Source organism: Alcanivorax sediminis (assembly GCF_009601165.1).
Lineage (GTDB): Bacteria > Pseudomonadota > Gammaproteobacteria > Pseudomonadales > Alcanivoracaceae > Alcanivorax > Alcanivorax sediminis.
Window position 1 is genome coordinate 3,100,154 of the sequence record NZ_WIRE01000001.1, and the last position, 24,986, is coordinate 3,125,139.

Sequence of the window (24,986 nt, forward strand, 5' to 3'; positions counted from 1 at the left end):
CCCCTGCAGGGATATCAATCGCAGGAGCGATGCTCGCAGGCAATCCAATATCAAGTATCAGGCGTCAGCGACAGCCTTCTTCGGCTTGCTGCGGGGTTTCGGCTTGGGCTTCGCCGCCGCCTCAACTTTCACAGGCACACCGTTCAGCTGGGCCATGGCCGTCACTGACTCGACCCGCTTGCTGGTCAGCACATCGTTGATGCTGGCGCCGCCAGTGCGACGGGCCACATCCAGCTGCACGCCCTGGCGATCATGTCCCCAGCCGTGAGGGACACTGATCACGCCGGGCATAATGTCATCGGCCACCCATACCGGCAGCGTGATGCTACCCGCGTCACTGCTCAGCACCAGGTCATCGCCTTCCACAACACCCAGGCGTTCGGCATCCTGGGAGTGAATCAGCACATTGCACCGCCCCTTCCCTTTCACGAGGCGCTGGCTGTTGTGCATCCAGGAGTTGTTGCTGCGGATATGACGGCGACCAATGATAAGCATTTCATCAGGCTTGGGCGTCTTGGGTACTGGCAGGCCCTGTAGCGCGCGGAAATACAGCGCAGGCACCAGGTTAATGCGTTGATCGCGGGTAAAGAGACGCTCCGGCAGCGCAGGTTGCAGTGGACCCAGATCCACCCCATGGGGGTTGTCTTTAAGGGTCTGCAGGGTGAGCCCTTTCTGCTTGCCACGCAGTAACTTCCAGGCCTGCTGGGGCAAGGTGTGCAGGCCATCTTTCTTGAGCGCCGCCATCACCTTTCCGCCGGTGCCGTACGGCCCAAGCCGTAGGCCAAGATCAATGATTCCTGTGTCTTTGATCCGCCGCATAAAGCGGTCTGACGCCGCAATCTGCAACCGCTCTCGCCGGGTTTGCGCCTTCAGTCGTTTCAGGCGTGTGGCCAGCCCGTTAAGAATCTCCCAGTCATGCAATGCACCTTCCGGTTTATCAAACGCCGGCGGGGTGTACTTCACCACGTTACGCACCGCCACGGCCTGAAAGATCGGATCAAACTGGCCATGCTCCAGCTGCCCGGTAGGCGGCAGGATGATATTGGCGTGGCGTGAGGTTTCATTGATGTAGAGATCAATGCTGACCATGAATTCCAGCCCTTCAAGGGCGGTATCCAGCTTGCCGCCATCAGGACAAGACAACACCGGGTTGCCGGCATGGGTCACAAACGCCTTCACCTGCCCCTGGCCCGGGGTGAGCATTTCATCCGCCAGCGTCGTCACCGGGAATTCACCGGAAAACTCAGGGTAACCATGTACCCTGCTGCGGTAACGATCGAAGCTGCCCGCTTCTCCTCCAAGGGCGCCCAACGCAACGATATCGAAAGCCGGCTTGGAGAACATGACACCGCCTTCGCGATCCAGGTTTCCGGTAATAATGTTGAGCACATACACCAACCAGGCGCTTAAGGTGCTGTGCGGGCTGGTAGTCAGCCCTACCCTGCCATAGATAGCCGCCCGTGGCGCCGCCGCAATATCGCGGGCCAGCTTGCGGATTGCCTCTGGGCTGATACCCACTGCTTCAGTGACTTTTTCTGGCGTCCAGTTTTCGGTGAGCTTCTGCAAATCGGACTTGCCATCAAGCAATTTATCCAGCTTGCCGGGAGCAACGAGCAGCTCTTTAAAGAGCACCTGAATGATCGACAGCAGCAGATACACGTCGGTACCGGGGCGAATGAAGTGATGCTCGCTGGCTACCGCTGCGGTTTCAGTGAGGCGAGGATCAATGACCACCAGTTTGCCGCCGCGTTTCTTCAAATCCTTGAAGCGGTTCTTCACGTCCGGCACGGTCATGATCGAACCATTTGATGCCAGCGGATTCCCGCCGATCACCAAGAAGTAGTCTGTGTGATCGATGTCAGGGATGGGAAACATCAGCTGATTGCCAAACAACTGCCAGGCAGCCAGTTGATGAGGTAACTGGTCGGCAGACGTCGCGCTATAGCGTTGGCGGGTATGCAGAGCCTGCTGGAATTGCAACAGCGTAAACAAGGCACCGTGATTGTGTGCGGTCGGATTACCAAAATAGGTTGCTACCGAATTACGGCCATGGCGTTGTTGCACTTCGTGAAGACGACGGGCCGTTTCATCCAGCGCTTCATCCCAGCTAATCGGCACCCAGCCATCAATCGTGCGCTTTACCGGATGGCGGAGTCGGTCCGGGTCCTGGTGCAGGTCCTGCAGGGCAACCGCCTTGGGACAGATATGTCCACGGCTGAACGGATCGTCCTTGTCTCCACGAATAGCAATGATTTCATCGCCGCGGTGTTCAATCTCGATGCCGCACATGGCCTCACACAGGTTACATGTGTGGAAATGAGTGGTTTTCATCCTTGACCTCGTTGTCAGCTGCTGGGGCATCGAGCACGAACAGGGAATATGATGGCGTCCCTGCCGGGCTCTTATCGATTCAAACTACCTTGATACCAGAGGTGCAAAGAGGATGCCATGTTGCTGGGCATGAGTCCGGCAAATAACGCATTCATGGCGCGAAAGGACATCCCGCCGGAAGCATTTGCCCGTCTCCAACGAGGCGGGGCTAATGGCTCCAGCCTTGCCCCTGGCCATTCAGTTAAGCGGTAGGCCCACCAGCGAGACCAATGAAGCACATCGCCAACGCGAACGTGCCTGCCTTTACTCACTGAGGCAACCAGACAAAGCCCGGTTGCCCCAAGTCCATCGTGGTGCGCTGTGCATAAAACCGCTTATTAATGAAAATTGCTCTTCTGTCGGTCATCGGCGCTATAAAAATCTTCGCTTAGCCCAATGGTTGGCCTGCTTTATGCACAAGCCAAAAAGAGTGTCACCCTCGGTAACGCTCGTGCGCCCCAATTTTGTTCACAGATATCTGTCAATGGGCTTTTTATGATTTCAAATTGTGACGAGCGTGTGAAATACGCACAAAAATCAAAGTAACCCAATGATATTAAACACTTTTATTTATTGATTATTTTTTAACCACTTCGTCATCGGGCCAGAATTTACCGTGTTTTTTAACTGTATTCGTTCACCTATACACAGAGATATCCACAGAAGCTGTGGAAAACCATTTCTTGTCAACAGCGTCATAACCAAATTGGCGTTTTCTTAGCACCAGACGCAATACTTGCTTGACAGTTTTGCACAATGGCAGTTTGCCCTCAGTCATATTCCTGTCACCTGGTCGTCACAACTTCTGAACCAAATTTCAAGCCCTAACCTATTGAAATGGAGAGATTTTATTCAGCGAACAAAAAAGGATCAAAATGCGAGAAGCGCCGTTATCACTGGGCTACAGCCGGTTGTCGCCAGCTTATCAACATTTTTATCCACAGGATTTGTGCACGCTTTCTGATGACTTATTGATCAACCCTTTTCCACCGCCTAACTGCAGTGAAAAGCATCTGATGAAAAACCACTCAAACCGCCACACCCTGCATATTTAAAGGGCTAGAGAAGCTTATCCGGCATTCCCTAACAGTGTTATCCACAGCTCCCGTGGATAGTTTCCGGGCTGTGGATACAGACTGTATGGCCCATGGGCCGTCTGATTTGCTCTGTGAAACACGCGTTTGTGAGCCAATTTGGCTCCGGATAAGCGTTCCCACTGCGTATGAGAAGAAGGTATTGGCCAACCGGGTTTCAAACTGGCACCAAGGGATCGTTTTCGCTTGCAGGCAAGCTGCCGCACTGCGTGCGTTCCTTCGCTTCGCACTGGTCCTGCAGGGGAAAGGTTTGTGCCGTTGGTTTCTTGGGTTTAGCGTCCGAGCACTTTGAATCGTTGGCGCAGGCGGAAGCCCTGCTGGTCGATCAGGGTAAGGGTATGCCAGCCGGGATCGGCCACGATGGCTTTCTCATGGAAGTGGCTGGTCTCCCCCATAAAGTGGTCATCCAGATGCCAATACAGCGTGGCTGACGGGCTTTGATGCACCGCCCGAAACACCGCCCGGCCCAAGGTGCCGGAGAGTTCGGTGGGAATATAGATAGCACTTCCAGCATGGGGGTAGACCAGTGCCATGGGCGGTTCACTTTGCAACGCCAGAGCGCCTGCCACGCAGTCCTTTCGCCATGCCGGTAACGGGCGATAGTCAGGGTGATAGCGACGATAAAACCAGGCCTGTGCAGGGGGAAGCACAAACCAGTCGCGGTGTTGCATGGCCGCCACCGGCTCACAGCCGCTGTGGACGCGCTGGCCGTTGCCATCCAGGTGAACCCTGACATGATGGGGGGTGACCGTCTGGAAGTGACTTTGCCTGGGTGCCAGCTGTGCCCGGGTTTCGCATTGGCCACCAGCCAGATAGCCATCGTCCGCACACACTTGCACGGTTTTCAGTTCAGACAACGGCGCTTCCGGCCACGACGCCGGCCCCAGCAAGCTGAATACGTCCAGCATCAGAGGCGCAGCGGTGGCTGCTCCGCCCAGGCTGGGGGCGGGCTCACCGTTCCCGTTACCCGCCCATACCCCAACACTGTATCGCCCGTTGCTCCCCACCGCCCAGGCATCGCGCAGGCCATAGCTGGTACCGGTTTTCCAGGCGATGGGTTGGCTGGAGCTGAATTGTCGCCATTGCCTTGCTGTGCCTGGCCGCGCCACATCCCTTAACGCCTGCTGGGTAAGCCAGGCGGCACCAGAGCTGAGCATGAATGGGGCGGCTTCGCTACCTGTTGCCGTTGATGAAAGTGAAGCAACCGCACGCGGCGCTCTGCCACTGGCCGCGGCCATGAGCCGGGCATAGATGGCGGTGACCTCATCCAGCCGCCCCTCTGCACCACCCAGGATCAGGGTCAGGCCGTAATCCTCTGCCGGCCGGAACAGGGTGCTCATGCCCATGCGCTGAAGCGAGCTGTGGAAGCGTCCTCCCCCATAGGCACGCAACATACGCACAGCAGGGATATTCAGGGACTGACTCAAGGCCTCGTGGGCGGGCACCGCCCCGCGATAGCTGCGATCATGATTTTCCGGGCTGAAGCCGCCGTAATTGGTAGGCAAATCCGGTACCAGGGTCTGCGGTAACAGCAGGCCATCGTCCAACATCAGACCGTAGAGCAGTGGCTTGAGAATACTGCCCGTCGAGCGCGGTGAGGCAGCGATATCCACAGCCGCGCCATATTCTGCTGCATTGCCGTGGGTCACATTGCCAATATAGGCGCGGGTTTCCTGCTGGTGATGATCGATCACAACCACTGCCAGGTTATGGACACCTTCTCTCTCGAGACGCTCACCATGTTGCCGTGCCAGAGATAGCACGCGCTGCTGCAGGTCTGCATCCAGTGTCGTTTGCAATAATTTGCCATGCCCGGCTTTCTGCAGGGTGTTCATCAGGTGGGGAGCCAGGGCTGGCAGGGCCTGAGGTGGCGCGGGCAGGGGTTCGAGCAGTGCCAGCTGCAGATCCCTGTCATCCAGCTGCCCATTGCCGTGCAAGCTGACCAGCAAGCGGTTGCGCTTTTCCTTCAGGCGCTCCCGGTTTCGACCGGGGTGGATCCAGGACGGCGCATTGGGCAGCACCGCCAGCAAGGCAGCTTCCGCCCAGCTAAGCGCATCGGGTTCACGCTGAAAGTAACGCCAGGACGCAGCGCGAAGCCCCACCGTATTGCCACCAAAAGGCGCACGGCTGGCGTACTGGGTAAGGATTTCATCCTTACTGAAGCGCCACTCCAGCTGCAAGGCAAGCGCGGCTTCGCGGGCTTTTTCGCTGAGGGTGCGCGGTGGGTCATCGCGCAATAATCGCGCGAGCTGCATGGTCAGAGTCGAGCCACCACTGACCACCCTGCCCGCTTTCATGTTCAGCCAGGCGGCCCGTCCAATCGCAAGTGGATCAATACCCGGGTGCCACTGGAATCGCCGATCTTCGAACTGCAGCAGTGCCCGGCGGTATTTCTCAGGCAAGGTGGTCACCGGCACAAAACGCCATTGCTGGTCTGCCGCAATGCGGGCATCCAGCATACGGCCCTGCCGATCCAGCATCAGCGTGGCAAAGGGCGTGTTTTGGAGACGGTCGGGCAAGGGCCAGAATTGCAGCATCGCCAGCAGGGAAATCAGCGAAAGCAGCAGCAAGACACGGGCAAATCGCCAGCAAGAGGTCATTTTACCGTGGGACTCCGTCCGCGGGTCGGACTCTGTACAGGGTTGGGGGGGGGGGAATATAGCAAAAAGGCCATCGTTCACCTAAATCCAGTTATCGCCGCGCTCAGACCGAAGTCGATTCAGCATCAGCATCGGCATCGGCATCAGCGAGGCTGGCGTCGCCATGGCGCACAGCCGCTCAGGACAAAACACCCCCTTTTGTTTACTGGCATTGGCGCCCTGTCAGGGCAGCCAATGCGCCAATTACCCCTCCTCCCTGAATTGACACTATCTTTACATTGAATAATGTCACATTGAGGCATTGAGCGGTTACGTAGACCGCGGACCAGGAGGATTTATGACAACAACAGCTACCACCACCATCAAGCAGAATGAGAAGCAGGCTGAGAAAGTACCGCTGGGTGCCACGGTTAACATCCCGCCCCGTCGTCTGGACTTCTCCTTCGACGAGAAGACTGCCAAGCGCTACTTCTACGCAGATGACCCTTTCCTGAGTGCCTTCTGGATCACCCTCTCCACCCTGTTTCCTGAAGGGGAAGATTTCTTTGTTCAGGCGGTACGTCACTACCGTAAGGACATTACCGACTCCACTCTGAAAGCCCAGGTCGCCGGGTTCATCGGCCAGGAGGCCATGCACAGCAAGGAGCATGAAGCCTGGAACGAGCTGGGTCAGAAATTCGGTTATCCGACCGAGAAACTCGACAAGACGCTGGGCAAGCTGCTGGGGGCAGTGAAGAAGTACACCCCGAAGATTTTCCAGTTGTCCGCCACAGTCAGCCTGGAGCATTACACCGCAATCATTGCCGAGCAGCTACTGCGGGACGAGTCCCATCGCGAACTGGCTGACCCGGAAACCCTGAAACTGTGGCTTTGGCACGCTCTGGAAGAGAACGAGCACAAGACCGTGGCCTATGATGTATACGAGAAAGTCAGCGGTAACTACTTGCTCCGTGCCGGCACCATGATTCCTACCACCGTGATTTTCTTTGCCGTGATTGGTGTTTTCCAGGCGCAGATGCTGGCCGCCGACGGCAAGCTGCTGGACCTTCGCAACAACTGGAAAGGGGTGAAATTCCTGTTTGGTCGCCAGGGTCTGTTCACCAAACTGTGGCCACAGTATCTGGACTTCTTCAAGCCCGGCTTCCATCCGTCCCAGCACGACACAGACGCGCTGCTGGATGAATGGCGCGAGCGCCTGTTCGGTGCCGAGGGCATGCTCACCGAGCAGCACGCGCAGGCAAGCCAAAAGAAGAAAAAGAAGCTGCATTGAAAAGCAGCTTCGAGTGGTTAGCTATTAGCCACCAGGAAAAGCAGAACCGAAAGCCGCCTTGTGCGGCTTTTTGTCTATGGGAGTAATGGCGAGTTTCGAGTTTCGAGTTTCGAAAATCAAAGATCCAAACCGTCTCAATTACCCGCTTTCTGGTACGAGATTACGTGTTGGCGGTGAGTCGATGCGTGGGTGATCGCCATGCAAGCATGGGCTCCTACGGGGGATGCACCGGTGGTGCCTTGCTGATGTGGGAGACAGCTTGCTGGAGATGGGTTTCTTGTGCAGCTCCTGAAGGCGCGCTGAGCTGGGCGTTGCTTTTGTAGGAGCTATGCTTGCATGGCGATCTGGCGACGGCGGGGGATCGCCATGCAAACATGGGCTCCTACGGGGGATGCACCGGTGGTGCCTTGCTGATGTGGGAGACAGCTTGCTGGAGATGGGTTTCTTGTGCAGCTCCTGAAGGCGCGCTGAGCTGGGCGTTGCTTTTGTAGGAGCTATGCTTGCATGGCGATCTGGCGACGGCGGGGGATCGCCATGCAAACATGGGCTCCTACGACGGGTGCGTGGGTGGTGGCTTGCTGCTGTGGGAGACAGCTTGCTGGAGATGGGTTTCTTGTGCAGCTCCTGGAGGCGCGTTGGGCTGGGCGTTGCTTTTGTAGGAGCCATGCTTGCATGGCGATCTGGCGGCGGCGGGGGAACGCCATGCAAGCATAGGCCCCTACGGTGATGCGTTGGTAGTGTCTTGCTGTTGTGGGAGACAGCTTGCTGGAGATGGGTTTCTTGTGCAGCTCCTGAAGGCGCGCTGAGCAGGGCGTTGCTTTTGTAGGAGCTATGCTTGCATGGCGATCTGGCAGCGGCGGGGATCGCCATGCAAGCATGGGCCCCTACGGTGATGCGTTGGTAGTGGCTTGCTGTTGTGGGAGATCCGGCTGGCGAGGTTGAGATGTTGCCTCTGGACACCCGCAACCCTCACCCACTTCTACCCTCCCCCATTTGCTTCACGAGTCTGGTCATGTACAACATCAGTAGCCACGGATGTCTTACATGAAGCCTTTGCGTTTTACTGCTCTGCCATTGTTTTTACCGCTCGCGGCGTTCGCCGATTCCATCACGCTGGATACCGTCACCGTGACCAGCACGCGTATGGAACGGCCGCTGGCGGATACGCCTGCCGCCCTCACGCTGGTGGACAGTCACGATGCCCAACAGGGCCAACCCCATCTGCAACTGGACGAAAGCCTGAACCGGGTGCCCGGCCTCTTTGTCCAGAATCGCTATAACTTTGCCCAAGGGCTGCGGCTGTCCTCACGGGGGTTTGGCTCTCGGGCTCCGTTTGGGGTGCGCGGGCTGAGGCTCAACGTGGACGGCTTTCCAGAAACCTTGCCCGATGGCCAGTCCCAGCTGGACAGCATTGATCTGTTCACGGTGGACAGCGTTGCTGTGCTGCGTGGGCCCAGCTCACTGTTCTATGGCAATGCCACCGGCGGGGTCGTCGACATCACTACCTTTAGCGCGCCCTGGACTGACTCGGCCAGCGCGACGGTGATTGGCGGGGGCAACGAGTTTCGGCAAGCCAATGTGCAGGCCCGTGGGCAACGCCAGAAGGGCCACCATGGGTTCAGCCTCACCGCACTGGGATACGACGGTTATCGCGAGCAGAGCGAAGTGCGTAAATACCAGCTCACTGCCCAGAGTGGCTGGCAACTGCCTGAAGCACGTTCCCTGACCCTGCTGCTGACCGCCATGGACACCCCTATGGCCAATGACCCCGGCGGACTCACCCGGCAGCAGGTGCGCGAGGATCCCGATCAGGCCAGTCGGTTCGCCACACCACTGGACGCCGGTCAGGCGGTAGACCAGCAGCGGCTGGGGCTCCACTACCGGGATGCCGCCCTGGGTGGCGGCTTGCTCAATGCCCGCACCTTTGTCAGCCAGCGGGACTTCCGCCAGCAGCTCCCGTTCCCCGGCAGCAGCCTGATTGATTATGACCGGCTGTTCTATGGCGCCCGGCTGGACTACACGCTGCCCTTCAGCCTCTTTGCACAACCACACCGCTTACTGGTGGGGCTGGATGCGGACAGGCAAGAGGATGCGCGGGGGCGTCGGGCTGTCGACACGGACGGCGCCGTAACTGCGCTGACCGCAGACGAGGATCAGCTCGCCACCGCCACTGGCTTTTTTCTTCAACTGGACAGCCATCTCTCTGACCAGATCATGCTGACCGTGGGTACCAGGGCGGACCGGTTACGCATGCGCATTGAGGATCACCTGCTCGACGATGGTGACGACAGCGGCCATCGTGACTTTGATGAAGTCAGCTACAGCGCAGGCCTGACGTGGCACGCCAGCTCTGCCCATACGCTGTACAGCACCGTCAGTTCAGCGTTTGAAAGCCCCACCCTTACCGAACTGGCGAACCCTTCCGGCGCAGGCGGCTTTAACCCGGCGCTCGACCCACAAACCGCATTGAATCTGGAGCTGGGTGCCCGTGGCACACTGACAGAGCGTCTGTTTTATGAAGCTGCCCTGTTCCGGGTAGACGTGGAAGACGAAATCACCCCTTATGAACTGGGCGGACGAACTTTTTACCAGAATGCTGGCGAAACCCGGCGTGACGGGATCGAGCTGGGGCTGGAACATGCCACCACTGAACGGCTCACACTAGCCCTCTCCTGGACCTGGTCGGATTTCCGTTTCCAGGAGTTTTTCGATACCCAGCAGAATGCTGATGTCAGGGGTAATCGCCTGCCCGGCCTTCCTGAACATCATCTCTATGGCCTGGCGAAATGGCAGGCCGAGACGGGTTTCTTCGCAGCACTTGAAGGGCTGTTCAGCTCCCACCGCTATGCGGAAAACACCAATGTCACACGGGTGGGCAGCGAGATGATCGTGAATGTGAGGCTGGGCCGTGAATGGCAGCGTCAGCAACAGACTCTCACGCTGTTCACCGGCATCACCAACCTGCTTGATCGGGATTACATCAGCAACTTGCGCATCAACGCCAATAGTGATCGCCCCGTTGAGGCGCGTGGCTATTTTGAGCCCGGGCCCGGCACCGGTTATTACGCGGGGCTTTCGGTTGGGTGGTGAAGACACAGGGCTGGGCGTTGTATTTGTAGGAGCTATGCTCGCATGGCGATCTGGCGGCGGCGGGACATCGCCATGCAAGCATGGGCTCCTACGGGGGATGCACCGGTGGTGTCTTGCTGCTGGCGGTGGGTTTCTCGTGCAAGTCTACCCCAAGGCGCAGGGCGCGCCTGGGGGTGCGCTGGGCTGGGCGTTGCTTTTGTAGGGGCTATGCTCGCATGGCGATCTGGCGGCGGCGGGACATCGCCATGCAAGCATGGGCTCCTACGGGGGATGCACCGGTGGTGTCTTGCTGCTGGCGGTGGGTTTCTCGTGCAAGTCTACCCCAAGGCGCAGGGCGCGCCTGGGGGTGCGCTGGGCCAGGCGTTGCTTTCGTAGGAGCTATGCTTGCATGGCGATCGGGCTGCGGCGGGACATCGCCATGCAAGCATGGGCTCCTACGGGGAATGCACCGGTGGTGTCTTGCTGCTGGCGGAGGGGGTTCGCTTGCAGGCAAGTTCCCACAGGAGGCGCGTTTGCCTTGCCTGATGCGTGATAAAGCCACAGAGCGGCCCCCCAAAAAAACCGCCCGGGGAGGGGCGGTAAGCGTTCAGGACAGATAACAAGATGATCAGCGGGAATCAGAAGAAGCCCAGCGGGTTGATGTCGTAGCTCACCAGCAGGTTCTTGGTTTGCTGGTAATGCTCCAGGGCTACCTTGTGGGTTTCGCGGCCCACACCGGATTTCTTGTAGCCTCCGAACGCCGCATGAGCCGGATAGGCGTGGTAGCAGTTGGTCCAGACCCGGCCGGCCTGAATGCCACGCCCCATACGGAAGGCCACATTCATATCGCGGCTCCACACACCCGCCCCCAGACCAAACTCGGTATCGTTGGCAATGGCCAGCGCTTCCTCCTCATCCTTGAACGTAGTGACGCTCACTACCGGGCCAAAGATTTCTTCCTGGAACACACGCATCTTGTTATGACCCTGCAGCAGGGTCGGCTGGATGTAGAAACCGGTGCTGTAATCGCCGTCCAGAGATTCACTGTCGCCACCGGCCAGTACTGTGGCCCCCTCCTCTCGGGCGATCTCCATGTAGGACATGATCTTGTCGAACTGCTCCTGAGACGCCTGGGCGCCCACCTGCACATCGGTATCCAGTGGGTTGCCACGCTTGATGGTGCTCATGCGCTTGAGTACCCGACCAATAAAGTCGTCGTACATGCTTTCCTGGATCAGCGCCCGGGAGGGGCAGGTACACACTTCGCCCTGATTGAAGAACGCCAGCACCAGACCTTCCACGGCCTTGTCGATGAACTGTTCTTCCGCATTCATGATGTCGGCGAAATAAATGTTTGGGGATTTGCCGCCGAGCTCCACGGTGGACGGAATGATGTTCTCCGCCGCGCACTTGAGAATATGTGAACCCACCGGGGTGGAGCCGGTGAACGCGATCTTGGCAATACGCTTGCTGGTGGCCAGCGCCTGGCCAGCTTCAATACCGTAGCCATTCACGATGTTCAGTACGCCCGGCGGCAACAGGTCGCCAATCACTTCCATGACCTTGAGGATGGAGGCCGGGGTCTGCTCTGCGGGCTTGAGCACCACACAATTACCCGCAGCCAGCGCCGGGCCCAGTTTCCAGGCCGCCATCAGGATCGGAAAGTTCCAGGGAATGATCTGACCCACGACGCCCAGCGGTTCATGAAAATGATAGGCCACAGTATTGGCATCCAGATCGGCAGCAGTGCCTTCCTGGGCGCGCAGGCAACCGGCAAAGTAACGGAAATGGTCCACGGCCAGGGGAATGTCCGCGTTGAGCGTTTCACGCACGGCCTTGCCATTGTCCCAGGTCTCGGCCACCGCCAGCATTTCCAGATTCTGCTCGAGTCGATCGGCAATCTTCAGCAGGATGTTGCTGCGCTCGGTGACAGAGGTCTTGCCCCAGGCGGCGGCTGCACGGTGAGCCGCATCCAGGGCCAGATCGATGTCTTCGGCAGTGGAGCGCGCAACCTGGCAGAAGACCTTGCCATTCACGGGGCTGACATTGTCGAAATAGGCCCCTTTGACCGGCGCGACCCACTCGCCGCCGATGTAGTTGTCGTAACGTTCGTTGAACGATACCACCGAACCGTCACTGCCCGGGTTTGCGTAAATCATGGCCTGATCCTCATTCCAATGCTGGTCACGCTCGTCTCTTCGTGGACGAGCTCTTGTGATCAGGTTAGGCCTGTGAGGTATCGGTCCGCATGCGACTAAAGGTGTAATTTTCTCCGCTTTTGGTATTGGTTTGCTTTGGGAAACGAAACGTCAACTATCGCGGTGATGGGCGAACTGCTGAAGAGCCATTTTCAGTTTCAGAGGCTTGAGCGGTTTGTAGACCTGGCGGTACCCGTTGCGGGCACAGCGCTTCTTCAGGTCGGCACTGCGATCCGCCGTCACCAGCAGCACCGGCAGGGGAACCGCTCGGCCGTCATTGATAAAACGGGCCACAGTGATGCCATCATCCATGTCCGGATCCAGGTGGTAGTCCATCAGCAGCACATCGGCCTTATCCCTGGAGGTATCCACCTTGGCGCGCAGGGCCGCCAGTGATTCCGCCACCACCACTTCGCAACCCCATCCTTCCAACAGGGTCTTCATGCCCAGGCAAATAGCTTCATCGTTATCCACCACCCAGGTGCGCAGGCCCGCCAGCGATTGGCCAGCCAGTTCGTCAGCTGACAGCGTCCTGGCCACATACTCGGAGGGCTGTGCAACAGGCAGGGTCAGCGTGAAGCGAGAGCCCTTGTCCGGGATAGAGCTAACGGACAACGGGTGGGCCAGGATCTGGCTGATCTTTTCAACAATGGCGAGCCCCAAACCCAGCCCCCGTTCATGGAAACGAGCCGCCTGCTTGCCCCGCTTGAATTCTTCAAAAATGACGCCGAGCTGATCTTCGCGGATGCCGATACCCGTGTCCGCAACGACGATCTCCACTTGGTCCTGATGACGCCGACTCCCCAGCAGGATACTGCCCGAATGGGTGTAACGAATGGCATTGGACAGCAGGTTTCGCATAATGCGGCTGAGCAGTTGCGGATCGCTGCGCACCAGCCTTTCGCTGGGCACATAACGCAGCCGCAGTCCTTTCTGTTCCGCCTGCTGACGAAACTCTTCAGCCAGCACATCCAGCAGGTCACGCAGCGGGAACACCCCCACCTCCGCGGTGACCACCCCGGCATCCAGTTTGGACGCATCAGAGAGTGTAGTGATCAGGGATTCCAGGTCCCTCAAGGCGGTGCTGATGTGGGAGAGCTGGAAGGCACTATTGGCATCACTACTTTCCTGCAGGGCACTGGTAAAAAGTCGTGCAGCATTGAGAGGCTGCATCAGGTCATGGCTGACGGCCGCCACAAAGCGGGTCTTGGACAGATTGGCCTGCTCGGCTTTTTCCCGGGCCTCGCGCAGCTGTTGCTCGACCCGGCGACGCTCTTCGATCTCCGCCAGTAATTGCTGGTTCACTTCCCGAAGTGCCTGGGTACGCTCGCGGACCTGTTCCGCCAGCACCACGGAATGCTGGAACGCACCATACGGCGCGGTGGGCGTCATATTGCTGGATTCCACCCGCTCGATCAGGGCATCACAGATACGTCTGAGCCGGGAGTTCTCAGCCATCAATCGGGCTTCGTGCAACTCCCAGGGGGAATCTTCGCGGGGGTCCGCTGCATTGTCAGAGCCGTTGCTTTCGTCCAATGACCACTCCTGTGAAGGTGTGATTGAGGTGCATGCCGTCCACATGCTCACCATAGGTGCTGAAGCCAATCACCCCGTAGCGACGTAATAAGGCGGAGGCTGCATCCACCAGGCCTTCTGCCTCCAACTGGGTATAGCGCAGGCAGCAATCGCAGCCCAGGGTCAACCAGGCAGGGCCAAGTCGGGATTCGATGGCGCCCAACTTTTCATCCAGTTCGTTCAGGATGGAGCCGGTCTCCATGGCGGTGAGCACAATGCCGTTTTCCACAGCACAGTAAAACGACAGGCTCATGTCCGGGTTCACCCTCTGGATGGCGCGGGCGTAATAACGGCCGTTGATACGTACGGCCAACGGCGAACAGGCGAACGTCACATCATCCAGCTCTTCCACCGGCACCCCGACCAGCCTTGCATAAGCCTGTGCTGCTGGCTCCGCATTAAGTGACAGCACCCGACGTTGTTCAGGATCAGAATCGGTGACCACCAGCTTCTGGGATTGTGGCGACAGGTGATGGGTACTAAGCACTTCAAAATCGAGCTGGGTGGAGACCATCAGAACAATGGCTGCATCGCGGCAGAATCGCCCGTTGCTATACACGTAGGTACCATTGAGCCGGTATTCATCGCCAGCAGATCCACCAAAGCATGTGATGCTTCCCAGGACAGCGTTAAGGGTAGCCAGCACCATTTCTTCACTGACTGAAAGACCATCCATCAGAGTCAGTACAAAGGTGTTGTTGGTGTTCGGGGTACCAGCCACGCCATGGCTGCATTCGGCAAACAGACTGTCGGTGAGCTGCTGGGCATCAGCCAGATCGAATCGCTCCAGCTGCTCAATCAGGCGCTGGCCCACGGTGAAGAAGCGGCGGTCAAAGCCGATGGCCACGATGGAGCCACGGTCATAACCCTGAGAGGTTATCTCGCCACAGGAAGTACAGCCAGAGATTGGCACATTCTGAAAGCGTGACTGGAGCGCCTGTGCCAGGCGGTCCAGATCATATTCCACGGAACAGAAAAAAAGTACGAAGCCCAGATTGGGGTGCACCAGACTGCTCGCCAGCTCATCAGCAGCGATGTATTCATCGGTGGCGGAACTGAACGAGGTCAACACCGCATTGGCAGGAGCAGCATTCATGGCACTCGCTTCTCTGTTTTTATTCTGGCGCTGAGGCATTCAGCGCGCGACAGTTCAAATTGTGCGTATCCCGGCGGCTCGCTTGAAGCTATTTGCCGTTGCGGTTTGGTAATCTTGGCAGGGCTCCGCCTTCCACACTAGCCACCTTCCACCACGGCCATCATTGCTGGCCGGCCCGTTTCTGATAGGCGCTGAAATCCACCTCGCTGGCGGTCAGAATCGCCTGCACCCGGTTACTGGCGCCCAGCTTCCGCAGAATGGCAGAGACATGGGCCTTCACAGTGCTCTCGGCAATATTCATTTCATAAGCGATGACCTTGTTGGACTCACCATGGGTCATGCGTTCGAATACCTGCAACTGTTTACGGGTCAGGCTTTCCAGCACTGCCGGCAGCAAGGAGTTATCCGGGCGGGTGGACTCGCTACCCGTGTTGGCGCGAATGATCTCCGAGGGCAGATAAACCGAGCCGGCCAGAATCTGCTCCAGAGCGCTAATCATCTGTTTGCGCGGGGATGATTTGGTAATAAAACCGACCGCACCACAGGTCACCGCCTGGAGAATGGTGCTCTTGTCTTCTTCGGCGGAAACGATCACAGCCGGGGTGTCAGGAAACTGGTTTCGCAGTTGCACCAGCCCCTGCAATCCATGCATCCCGGGCATGTTGAGATCAAGCACCACGAGATCGATGTCCTCGTTATCAGACACCTGTTTCAGGGTGGCCTCCAGATCGGCCGCTTCAAGCAAGGTGCTGCCTGGAAAGCCATCGTCAATCACCCGCGCCATGGCCTCACGAAACAGGGGGTGATCATCCGCAATCAGGATCTGATACATGGACGCTCCTGATGGTCCGTTGTTATTGGTCTTGTGGCCTTGGTAAAGGCAGCGGCATCCATTGCCACATTACGCTGGGGCGACGAACAGAGCGCCCCTCAGTTAACTGTATGGGTTAATTGGGTAGACGGCTATTGTTCTAAAGTACTAGTGGGAAGGGACGCTACATGCTGCACGCAACAGGCAACACGTGGGCGGTGTACTTGGCCTCAGGAGTCGGCCTGCTGGCGAGAAAGATCGCGTGCAGGCACGCTCCTACGGCCAGCCGGACCGCGCTGTCAGTTGACCTGCTGGGGAGCGTGTCTACACGCGATAGGGCGCCAGCCGCATCGCTATCGGGGGGTTAGGGACAAGCGCGTCGCGAAAACCGGGTTGTCTGCCCTTCCGGTTTTGATCTTCGAAACTCGCTTCTCGCAACTCGACACATGTTAATCGCTTGCATGCAAGCTCCCACCTACGCCTATTGTTGCTGTAGGCGTTCCTCGTGAGGGACGAAGGGCTTACGGTTCTTGCATCTGGCTTCCGGCATCCAGCGTCAGGCGTCTCGCCTAGAATGCCGACACCCCACCATCCACAGCCAGGCTCTGACCGGTCATGTAGGTATTGGCCGGGGACAGGAGCATGAGCATAACGGTGACGATTTCTTCCGGTTGGCCCAGGCGTTTCATGGGGCTGCCGGAGGCCAGCATCGCGTGGACGGTGTCCTTGTTTTCGGACAGCTCGCCCTCGTCCACCATGGGGGTGTGAGAGTAGAACGGGCACACCGCGTTGACACGGATATTGCGGCGCGCGTATTCCACTGCGGCAGTTTTGGTCATGCCGATGACCGCGTGCTTGGCCGCGGAATAGGCGCCGATCTTGGGCGCACCGCCCAGCCCGGCCATGGAGCTGACGTTGACAATGGCGCCCCCGTTTTCCTTCATGGCGGCGATCTGGTGCTTCATGCCATACATCACGCCCTTCACGTTGATATTGATCTGCAGATCGAGAATCTCGTCGGTGAGCTGATCAAAAGGCACAAAGGCATGGGCGATACCCGCATTGTTCACCGCCATGTCGAGGTGACCAAACTGGGCCAGGGCAGTGTCCACCATGGCCTTGCAGTCCGCTTCGATGGACACATCACACCGCAGAGCGGCCACTTTCACCCCCTGCCCGGCCAGCTCATCCGCCACAGCATCAAGAGCATCGGTATTAATATCACCCAGCACCAGGCAGGCACCGCGCTTGCCCAGCTCCTGGGCCAGCAATTTGCCAAAGCCGCTGGCAGCACCAGTGATGATGACGCTCTTGCCTGTGAAATCGAGAATTGGATCCATGGGTGTGTGTTCTCCTTCGTCGAACAGCTGCGAGCTATGAGCTTCGAACTGCGAGTAAAATCCTGTAAGGCTATGGCGCGAAGACAAGTCGGGAGTAACTAAACCCCGCCGCGCTCCGCGCTGCAAGAGTTTGAGAAAACAGTACTTCGAAGCCGCTGTAGGAGCCTGCCTGCAGGCGATCCGAGCCTTGGCGAGGTAAAGATTCCAGAAACGGGTTTCGAGTATCGAGTTTCGAAAATCAAAAGACGGCGCCCGGGACGCGATTTTGGGTTTTGCCTTTCGAAACTCGCTTCTCGTAACTCGAAACTCATTACCTCGCTTAGGCTCGGATCGCCTGCAGGCAGGCTCCTACAGCGGCTTCGTCGCTTCTACGCTCGTAGCTCGTAATCAGATCGTGAAGCCGCCGTCGACTACCACACATTCACCGGTGACATAACTGGAGGCATCGGACACCAGATACAGCACAGTGCCGGCCATTTCCTTCGGGTCGGCATGGCGGCGCATGGGAATCTGGGCAATGGCATGTTTGTAGATGTCATCATTGGTGAACAGGGCGCCGGCGAACTTGGTTTTGGTGAGGCCAGGCAGCAGTGCGTTCACTCGGATGTTGAACTGGGCGCATTCCTGAGCGAAAGACTTTGTCATGCTGATGACCGCCGCCTTGGAAATGGAATAGATGCCCTGCATGTCACCCGGGTGCAGGCCGTTGATGGAGGCGGTGTTCACAATGGCACCGCCACCGTGCTCACGCATCAGCTTGGCACCATTGACGGACATGTAGAAATACCCCCTGAGGTTCACGTCTACTGTCTTGTCGAAAGCATCCACTGGCGTATCCAGAATGTGGCCAAAATACGGATTGGCCGCGGCATTGTTGACCAGAATATCCAGCTTGCCGTGGCTATCACGGATATGAGCAAAGATCGCTTCGATTTGCGCCATCTCGCCGATATGACAGGCAAAGCCTTCCGCACTGCCGCCGTCTGCCTGGATGGCATCCGCCACCGCCTGACAGTCATTCAGCTTGCGGCTGGAGACAATCACATGGGCGCCCTGCTCAGCCAGCAGACGCGCAATTTCTTCACCAATGCCACGGCTGGCACCGGTAACCAGCGCCACCTTGCCGGTCAGATCAAACAGTTTGGTACTCATCACTTACTCTCCCAGAAAAAGGCTGTAAGCCTCAAGCTACAAGCTGCAAGCTGCAACGCGTCAGGGGGGATTAGCAACCGGCTACACCCTGCCCGCGCGTCAATTTTTTTAGGTTTTATTGAAGCTTGTAGCCTGCAGCTCGGGGCTTTACGCCCCGTTATGAATGATATCCACCGCCATGCTGGCCAGCGGTTCTACCAGTGCACCTACGGTAGCCGCTTCCTTGCTGGAGGCATTGCCGTCTTCGGCGCGCTTGGCCACGCCCTGACAGATCGCAGCGAGGCGGAAGAAGCTGAAGCACAGATAAAATTCCCAGTTATCAATCTTGTCGATACCGCGTCGTTTGCAGTATGCGGCCACATACTCTTCTTCCGTAGGGATGCCGAGTGCCTTGCGATCCACGCCGGCCAAACCTGCCATCTTCGCTTTACCCTGCGGCATGCGCATGCCCATGCACTGATAAGCCAGATCTGCCAGAGGGTGGCCCAGGGTAGAGAGTTCCCAATCCAGCACCGCAATCACTTTGGGCTCGCTGGGATGCCACATCATGTTATCGAGACGGAAGTCACCATGGGCCAGGGCTACCTGACCATCGTCCTCCGGCTGATGCTTGTCGAGCCAGGCCATCAGCTCATCCATCGCCGGAATGTCTTGCAACCTGGACGCTTCATATTGCTTGGTCCAGCGACCCAGCTGGCGTTCAAAATAGTTGCCCGGCTTGCCGTAGTCACTCAGTCCTGCGGCGTCCAGATCCACACTGTGCATGGCCGCCAGCACCCGGTTCATCTCATCGTACATCGCCGCGCGCAGGGCATTACCCTCTTCGCCTTCGCCACACTCCGGCAGGGAGGCGTCCCACAGGATGCGCCCGTCACAAAACTCCATCACATAGAACATGGAACCGATCACGTCACGGTCTTCACACAGGTGCAGTACCTTGGGTACCGGCACGTTGGTGTTCTTGAGCGCGTCCATGACGCGGTATTCGCGATCAACGGCATGGGCAGACTTGAGCAGGGCTCCCGGTGGCTGGCGACGCAGTACATAAGCACCGGACGGGGTGGTGATCTTGAAGGTAGGGTTGGACTGACCACCCTCAAACTTGTCTGCCTGAATAGGCCCCTTGAAGCTGTCGATCTGCTGTTCGAGGTACTCGGCCAGTTTTACCGTATCCAGTGAATCCACCTGGGACATGGAGCTCTCCTGTTGTTCTGTCTGCTGCGCGAATGGCTTATCGCGGCGCGGCCTCCCTTGTGAAGAGAGAAGGGCGCGCCGGACATGATCGGTTCAGGCGAATTGTTTGGCCAACGTGCGGCCCAGCTGCATCATGTGCACCTGATCCGGCCCATCAGCCAACCGCAGGCTGCGCGCATAACTGAAGAAGTGCGCCAGCGGGGTATCCTGACTGACACCCACGGCGCCATGGACCTGTATCGCCCGATCGATGACATTTAACGCCATATTGGGTGCAACCACCTTGATCATAGCGATCAAATCCTTGGCGACTTTGTTACCTTCGCGGTCCATCATGTCTGCCGCCTTCAGCGTCAGCAGGCGCGCTTGCTCGATTTCACACCAGGATCTGGCCAAATCTTCGCGTACGGAACCTTGTTTGCTCATGGGCTGGCCAAACACTTCCCGCTCGTTAACGCGCCTGGCCATTAGCTCAAATGCCTCCTGTGCCGCACCGATCAGACGCATACAATGGTGGATACGGCCAGGGCCCAGACGCCCCTGGGCGATCTCGAAGCCGCGGCCTTCGCCAAGGATGATGTTTTCCTTCGGCACCCGCACGTTGTCGAAAATCACCTCCGCATGCCCTTCCGGCGCATCGTCATATCCGAACACCTTCATGGGACGCACGATCTTGACCCCCGGGGTGTTGGTGGGCACCAGCACCTGGGACTGCTGCACGTGACGGCTGGGGTTATCCGGGTCGGTCTTGCCCATGACGATGAGAATCTCGCAGCTCTTGCGCATGGCGCCGCTGATATAGAACTTGCGGCCATTGATGACGTAGTCGTCGCCATCACGCACGATGCGGGTTTCGATGTTGGTGGCATCGGACGACGCCACGTCTGGCTCGGTCATGGCGAAGGCACTACGGATCTTGCCTTCCAGCAGCGGCTCCAGCCACTGCTTCTTCTGCTGTTCGTTGCCGTATTTGGCCAACACTTCCATATTGCCGGTATCGGGTGCGGCGCAGTTGAACACCTCGGAAGCAATCAGGCTGCGGCCCATTTCCTCTGCCAGTGGCGCATATTCGAGATTGCTCAGGCCGGCACTGTAGTCGCCATACTCTTTCGGAAGAAACAGGTTCCAGAGCCCCTTCTCCCTGGCCTTGGCCTTGAGCTCATCCATCACTGGCGGGGTTTCCCACGGGTTGGCCGCCAGCTCCTCGCGGAAGCGGGCTTCGGCCGGACGGATTTCGGAATTGATGAATTCACGAACCTGAAGTACCAGATCCTTCATCTTGTCGGTGTATTGAAAGTCCATGCAGCTCTCCCTTGTCCTTTTGTCTTGCCTGTAAGATTGCAGTCTGTAAGCGGTCTTGCTGCCGCCTTTTTTTGCTGCGTATTGATTTTGCGGTTTCTGGTCCGGCGTCAGGCGTCCGGCCTCACTTCAGAAATAGGTAATCGCATCGAACCGGTCGGCGCGATCCAGATGCGGGACATTATTGAAACTGGCCACGCGCACCGCTTTGCGGTTGAAGAAACCATGGATCACGCTGGTATTACGGATCTGCAGGTTCAGCTCCACCACAGTGTCATCAGCAGTGTTGAGGGCATGCTTCATGAACATGCCCATGGCGCCGCCGGAACTGACGATCACCACTTTGTCCTTGTCGCTGTAGTGCTGCTGGATGTGATCACGCGCTGCCGCTACCCGGTCGGAAAAATCCGCCCAGCTTTCTGGCAAGTCGCCACCCAGTTCATCATTGCGCCAGGCTCTCATGGCCGCTTTCAACGCCTTGTAGAAGGCCGAGGCATGAGCGCTATCTTCTGGCGCCTTGTCCTCAGGGTTCTGGGCCAGCCAGGCATGCACGATGGAATGGAAATCAAATTCGTTGAGGCCGGTGTGAATTTCTGCTGGCAGCTGGACTCCCAGCCCGTCACAAATGCCCGCACCGGTCTCCTGGTGCCGCACCAGATCGCCCGTAATCAGGCCGTCAAACTGCATGTCCCGGTCGGCAAAGTACTCGCCCAGCCAGCGTGCCTGCTGATGCCCCAGGGGGGAAAGCTGGTCGTAGTTGTCACTACCGAATGACGCTTGTCCGTGGCGGACAAGGTAAAACTGGGCCATGCGCTACTCCTGAAGCGATGTCGTCGATGACCCAGACTAGAACAGCCCGAACTGTTAGTGAAATTGATATTTTGAATCCTGGCCGATAAGTATGATGCATAGCCATCAGGCCCTGGGGGAATCGCCATGCGAGCATGGCTCATGCAACGGGAGACGTCATCGCTTGAGGTAGCGTGAGGGCGTGAGGGCGTGAGGCCAGGTTGGGCCCGGCAGGCCGGATGACCCCTTTGGCAGACTACCCTGGGAACCTATGCTTGCATGACGATCAGGAGCCGGTGGCGCTCACCGTACCAGCACAGCCCAGCAATAAAGAGGGGCAACGCAGGGTTCTGGTTTAAACAGAAGAGATCAGCCCCTCAGCATGACCCCTTGTAGAGCCACATCCACCACTTCCCCGACCAGCTGGTCCAGTTGCTCCTGGGTTTCGTCCTCTCGTGGGTGATACCAGTTGATCACCGAATTCATGGCACCGAAGACCGGCTTGATGGCCACGCGTGGACGCTGTGCCCGCATGCTGCCCTCAGCCATTCCCTGCTCCAGAACCGTCAGGAAGAGCGACTCACAGTGATTACGCCGCTCCTGCAGTCGGGTCAATTGCAGGCGCTGACTGGCCGTGGTGGTGCTGCGCAGCAGCATCTGTACCGCTTCAGAAACGGTGCGCTGGTAATGGCGGGTAAGAATCAGGGTGCGCACATAGCGTTGTGCCATCTCTGTGAAGCGCTGTGAAGCGGGCATTGAAGCCGTGGCCAGGGGGGTGACCTCATCGAGCAAGGCATCCATGGCCCGGTGGTGGATTTCGAAGAACAGCTCCGCCTTGGTGTCAAAATAGTGATAGACCATGCCCTTGGTGGCAGACAGCTCACGGGCTATATCGTCAATACTGGTGGCATTGAAGCCTCGCTCCATGAAACACCATGCGGCGGCTTCAAGAATGGCATTACGGGGTTCTATGGCCAGCGCTTCACTCTGTTGTGCCATGGGGCGTCCTCGTCTTATCGCGGGGTAAACACTCAGCCGCAAGTCTGTCACACCCCTGCAGGCACACCATTGACCTTGCCGCAGTATCAACGTGTTAGCGCGCCCTACCCTTGGCTACTTTTTGGCCCGATCCCACCTCAACAAGCTATGCAACTGCGGGTATAGCTAATATCTATCCATCCCAGCAGGATTTCCGCTTGCAGACACGTCTAGCGCTGGTTAGTCTGACTTCATTACGAACAGGATTCATTAACGATGAAAGTGACCAACACCCCACAACTGCAACTTATCGCCTCAATGGCGGTGCGTTCGTTTGTGTCTGGTGCTTTCTATTTTGGGTATTGGTTTAGCCGCTCGCGCGCCTGACCTTACCCAGGCGCGCCCGTTACGGGACGCCTGCCGAAACCTCTGAAAACCCCGGTCGGTATCCCGCCCGGGGTTTTTTATTGCCTGAAAGACCGGCATTCGGTACTGATCACATCGTGTCGACACACTGGAGGCACAACATGTATCGATATCCACCGACAGCACAGCACCTGCGATTTACCCAATGGCCGCAGACCCATTCGAGATTACGACGATGAACTCGCGTGCCTGGGCACGTACAGATTGAAAGGAAAGAACATGCAACAGCTTCAAAGTACCGCCAGCCAGCAGCAGACTGAGGCCACCCGTCGCAGCCAGCCCTTGCCCTCACCAGTCACCCTGCGTGATCGTCTGCCAGTGGATGCAGCGCTGGCTGGGCAGATCGCCAGTCACCGCCAGACCATCCGCAATATTCTTAATGGGGAAGACTCTCGCCTGTTGATCATTACCGGGCCCTGCTCACTTCATGATCCTAAATCAGCCCTCGAGTACGGCCACAAGCTGGCTGAACTCGCACATCGTCTGAATGACCGTGCCTTCATCGTGATGCGCGCCTATGTGGAGAAGCCGCGGACCACTGTGGGCTGGAAAGGCATGCTCTACGATCCGCATCTGGATGGCAGCCATGACCTGGCCACCGGCTTGACGGTATCCCGTCACCTACTGCTGGATCTGGCTCGGCTCGGTCTGCCGCTGGCCACCGAACTGTTGCATCCCATGGCGGGAGACTATCTGGGCGATCTGCTCAGCTGGGCCGCCATTGGCGCTCGTACTACCGAATCGCAGATCCACAGGGAAATGGTCAGTGGCCTGCCCATGCCGGTGGGTTTCAAGAATGGCACCGATGGCGGTATTGATGTGGCCTGTGATGCCATGGGATCCGCATCGCATCCACACAGCCATATGGGCATCGATGACCAGGGACGCGCGGCTCTGCTGCAGACCGCCGGCAACCCGGATACCCATCTGGTGCTGCGCGGAGGGCATGACGGCCCCAACTACGATGCGCAGAGTGTTACCCGAACGGTGGCCGCCCTGCAGCAACGGGGCCAGAACCCTCGCCTGATTGTGGATTGCAGCCACGCCAACAGCGGCAAGGATCCGCTACAGCAACCCGCAGTACTGCGCGACCTGCTCGCCCAACGGGGTGAAGGGCAGCAGCACATCGCCGGGGTGATGTTGGAAAGTCATCTGAACGATGGACGTCAGGGCCAGGAGGGTGAGCTGGCCTACGGGGTGTCGATTACGGATGGATGTCTCGGCTGGGAGAAGACTTGTGCGCTGCTGGAGGGAGTTTAGCTACAAGCGTCAAGCTACAAGGCGCGGGATGGGCGGGGAGTCATTTGAACCGCCCTGCCCCGCGCACCATCGATGGCCAGGCTTTTTCTGAGGGATGTTACCTGCAAACCAAAGCAGGCAGGTTGAAAGGCTTCGCTTGCAAGCAAGCTTCCACCGATAACCCTCTGTCGCAGTGGTTGCGGAAATGCCCCTCGATAAACAACCCGCCACTGCTGACCGGGTTTCCTTTTCAATTTTATACGTTGAACTTTCAACAGAGTCCCGCGGGCACGGCCTTTCCGCCCCCCCTACCCCGCGCCTTGCAGCTGGAGGCTTGTAGCTTGCCGCTGCTCATTTACCACGCTGGTTTTTAAGGTAGACAATGAACGCCACGCTGGCGATGCACACCAGGAAAATCACAAAAGCGGTGATTATCTGATACAACGTCAGATCATCCAGCACACTGAGGTCCCTGTCTGGTCAGTT

General features: G+C 58.0%; 15 protein-coding genes. 3 read left to right on the forward strand and 12 right to left on the reverse strand.

Annotation, left to right across the window (positions count from 1 at the left end):
• Positions 1–57 precede the first annotated feature (57 nt).
• Positions 58–2,331 (reverse strand): molybdopterin-dependent oxidoreductase, encoded by a 2,274-nt coding sequence (locus GFN93_RS14155; protein ID WP_153501669.1) that lies wholly within the window; start codon positions 2,329–2,331, stop codon positions 58–60.
• 1,405 nt (positions 2,332–3,736) lie between these two features.
• Positions 3,737–6,064 carry a penicillin-binding protein 1C gene (gene pbpC / locus GFN93_RS14160; RefSeq protein ID WP_153501670.1) on the reverse strand — a complete coding sequence of 776 codons (2,328 nt, stop codon included), beginning with the start codon at positions 6,062–6,064 and terminating at the stop codon, positions 3,737–3,739.
• A gap of 337 nt (positions 6,065–6,401) precedes the next feature.
• Here pbpC and GFN93_RS14165 point away from each other — a divergent pair, with 337 nt between their 5' ends.
• Together GFN93_RS14165 and GFN93_RS14170 are read left to right on the forward strand one after the other, a co-directional pair.
• Complete coding sequence (locus GFN93_RS14165; protein ID WP_153501671.1) at positions 6,402–7,334, forward strand: metal-dependent hydrolase; 933 nt, start codon at positions 6,402–6,404, stop codon at positions 7,332–7,334.
• Positions 7,335–8,378: 1,044 nt separating this feature from the next.
• A complete protein-coding gene (locus GFN93_RS14170; RefSeq protein WP_235901859.1) occupies positions 8,379–10,424 on the forward strand; it encodes a TonB-dependent receptor family protein in 2,046 nt (681 codons plus the stop codon).
• 617 nt (positions 10,425–11,041) lie between these two features.
• On the opposite strand, the gene exaC is transcribed toward GFN93_RS14170, so the two are convergent.
• From exaC to GFN93_RS14220, 10 genes are all read right to left on the reverse strand, one after another.
• Entirely contained in the window at positions 11,042–12,562 is a 1,521-nt protein-coding gene (gene exaC / locus GFN93_RS14175; protein WP_153501672.1) for an acetaldehyde dehydrogenase ExaC, read from the reverse strand.
• Positions 12,563–12,712: 150 nt separating this feature from the next.
• Positions 12,713–14,137 carry an ATP-binding response regulator gene (locus GFN93_RS14180; RefSeq protein WP_235901860.1) on the reverse strand — a complete coding sequence of 475 codons (1,425 nt, stop codon included), beginning with the start codon at positions 14,135–14,137 and terminating at the stop codon, positions 12,713–12,715.
• Complete coding sequence (gene nosP / locus GFN93_RS14185) at positions 14,115–15,272, reverse strand: nitric oxide-sensing protein NosP (protein WP_153501674.1); 1,158 nt, start codon at positions 15,270–15,272, stop codon at positions 14,115–14,117. The genes GFN93_RS14180 and nosP overlap by 23 nt, the downstream gene beginning before the upstream one ends.
• A gap of 160 nt (positions 15,273–15,432) precedes the next feature.
• A complete protein-coding gene (locus GFN93_RS14190; protein WP_153501675.1) occupies positions 15,433–16,104 on the reverse strand; it encodes a response regulator in 672 nt (223 codons plus the stop codon).
• A gap of 548 nt (positions 16,105–16,652) precedes the next feature.
• Positions 16,653–17,423 carry an SDR family NAD(P)-dependent oxidoreductase gene (locus GFN93_RS14195; RefSeq protein WP_153501676.1) on the reverse strand — a complete coding sequence of 257 codons (771 nt, stop codon included), beginning with the start codon at positions 17,421–17,423 and terminating at the stop codon, positions 16,653–16,655.
• Positions 17,424–17,810: 387 nt separating this feature from the next.
• Positions 17,811–18,575, reverse strand: a complete 765-nt coding sequence (locus GFN93_RS14200) for an SDR family oxidoreductase (RefSeq protein WP_153501677.1) — start codon at positions 18,573–18,575, stop codon at positions 17,811–17,813.
• A gap of 147 nt (positions 18,576–18,722) precedes the next feature.
• Positions 18,723–19,769 (reverse strand): phosphotransferase family protein, encoded by a 1,047-nt coding sequence (locus GFN93_RS14205; protein ID WP_153501678.1) that lies wholly within the window; start codon positions 19,767–19,769, stop codon positions 18,723–18,725.
• Positions 19,770–19,862: 93 nt separating this feature from the next.
• Positions 19,863–21,071 (reverse strand): acyl-CoA dehydrogenase family protein, encoded by a 1,209-nt coding sequence (locus tag GFN93_RS14210; protein WP_153501679.1) that lies wholly within the window; start codon positions 21,069–21,071, stop codon positions 19,863–19,865.
• Positions 21,072–21,197: 126 nt separating this feature from the next.
• Positions 21,198–21,878 carry a histidine phosphatase family protein gene (locus GFN93_RS14215; RefSeq protein WP_153501680.1) on the reverse strand — a complete coding sequence of 227 codons (681 nt, stop codon included), beginning with the start codon at positions 21,876–21,878 and terminating at the stop codon, positions 21,198–21,200.
• A gap of 348 nt (positions 21,879–22,226) precedes the next feature.
• On the reverse strand, positions 22,227–22,856 hold the full coding sequence (locus GFN93_RS14220) for a TetR/AcrR family transcriptional regulator (RefSeq protein WP_153501681.1): 630 nt from the start codon (positions 22,854–22,856) through the stop codon (positions 22,227–22,229).
• A gap of 624 nt (positions 22,857–23,480) precedes the next feature.
• Here GFN93_RS14220 and GFN93_RS14225 point away from each other — a divergent pair.
• Entirely contained in the window at positions 23,481–24,521 is a 1,041-nt protein-coding gene (locus GFN93_RS14225; RefSeq protein ID WP_153501682.1) for a 3-deoxy-7-phosphoheptulonate synthase, read from the forward strand.
• Positions 24,522–24,986 lie beyond the last annotated feature (465 nt).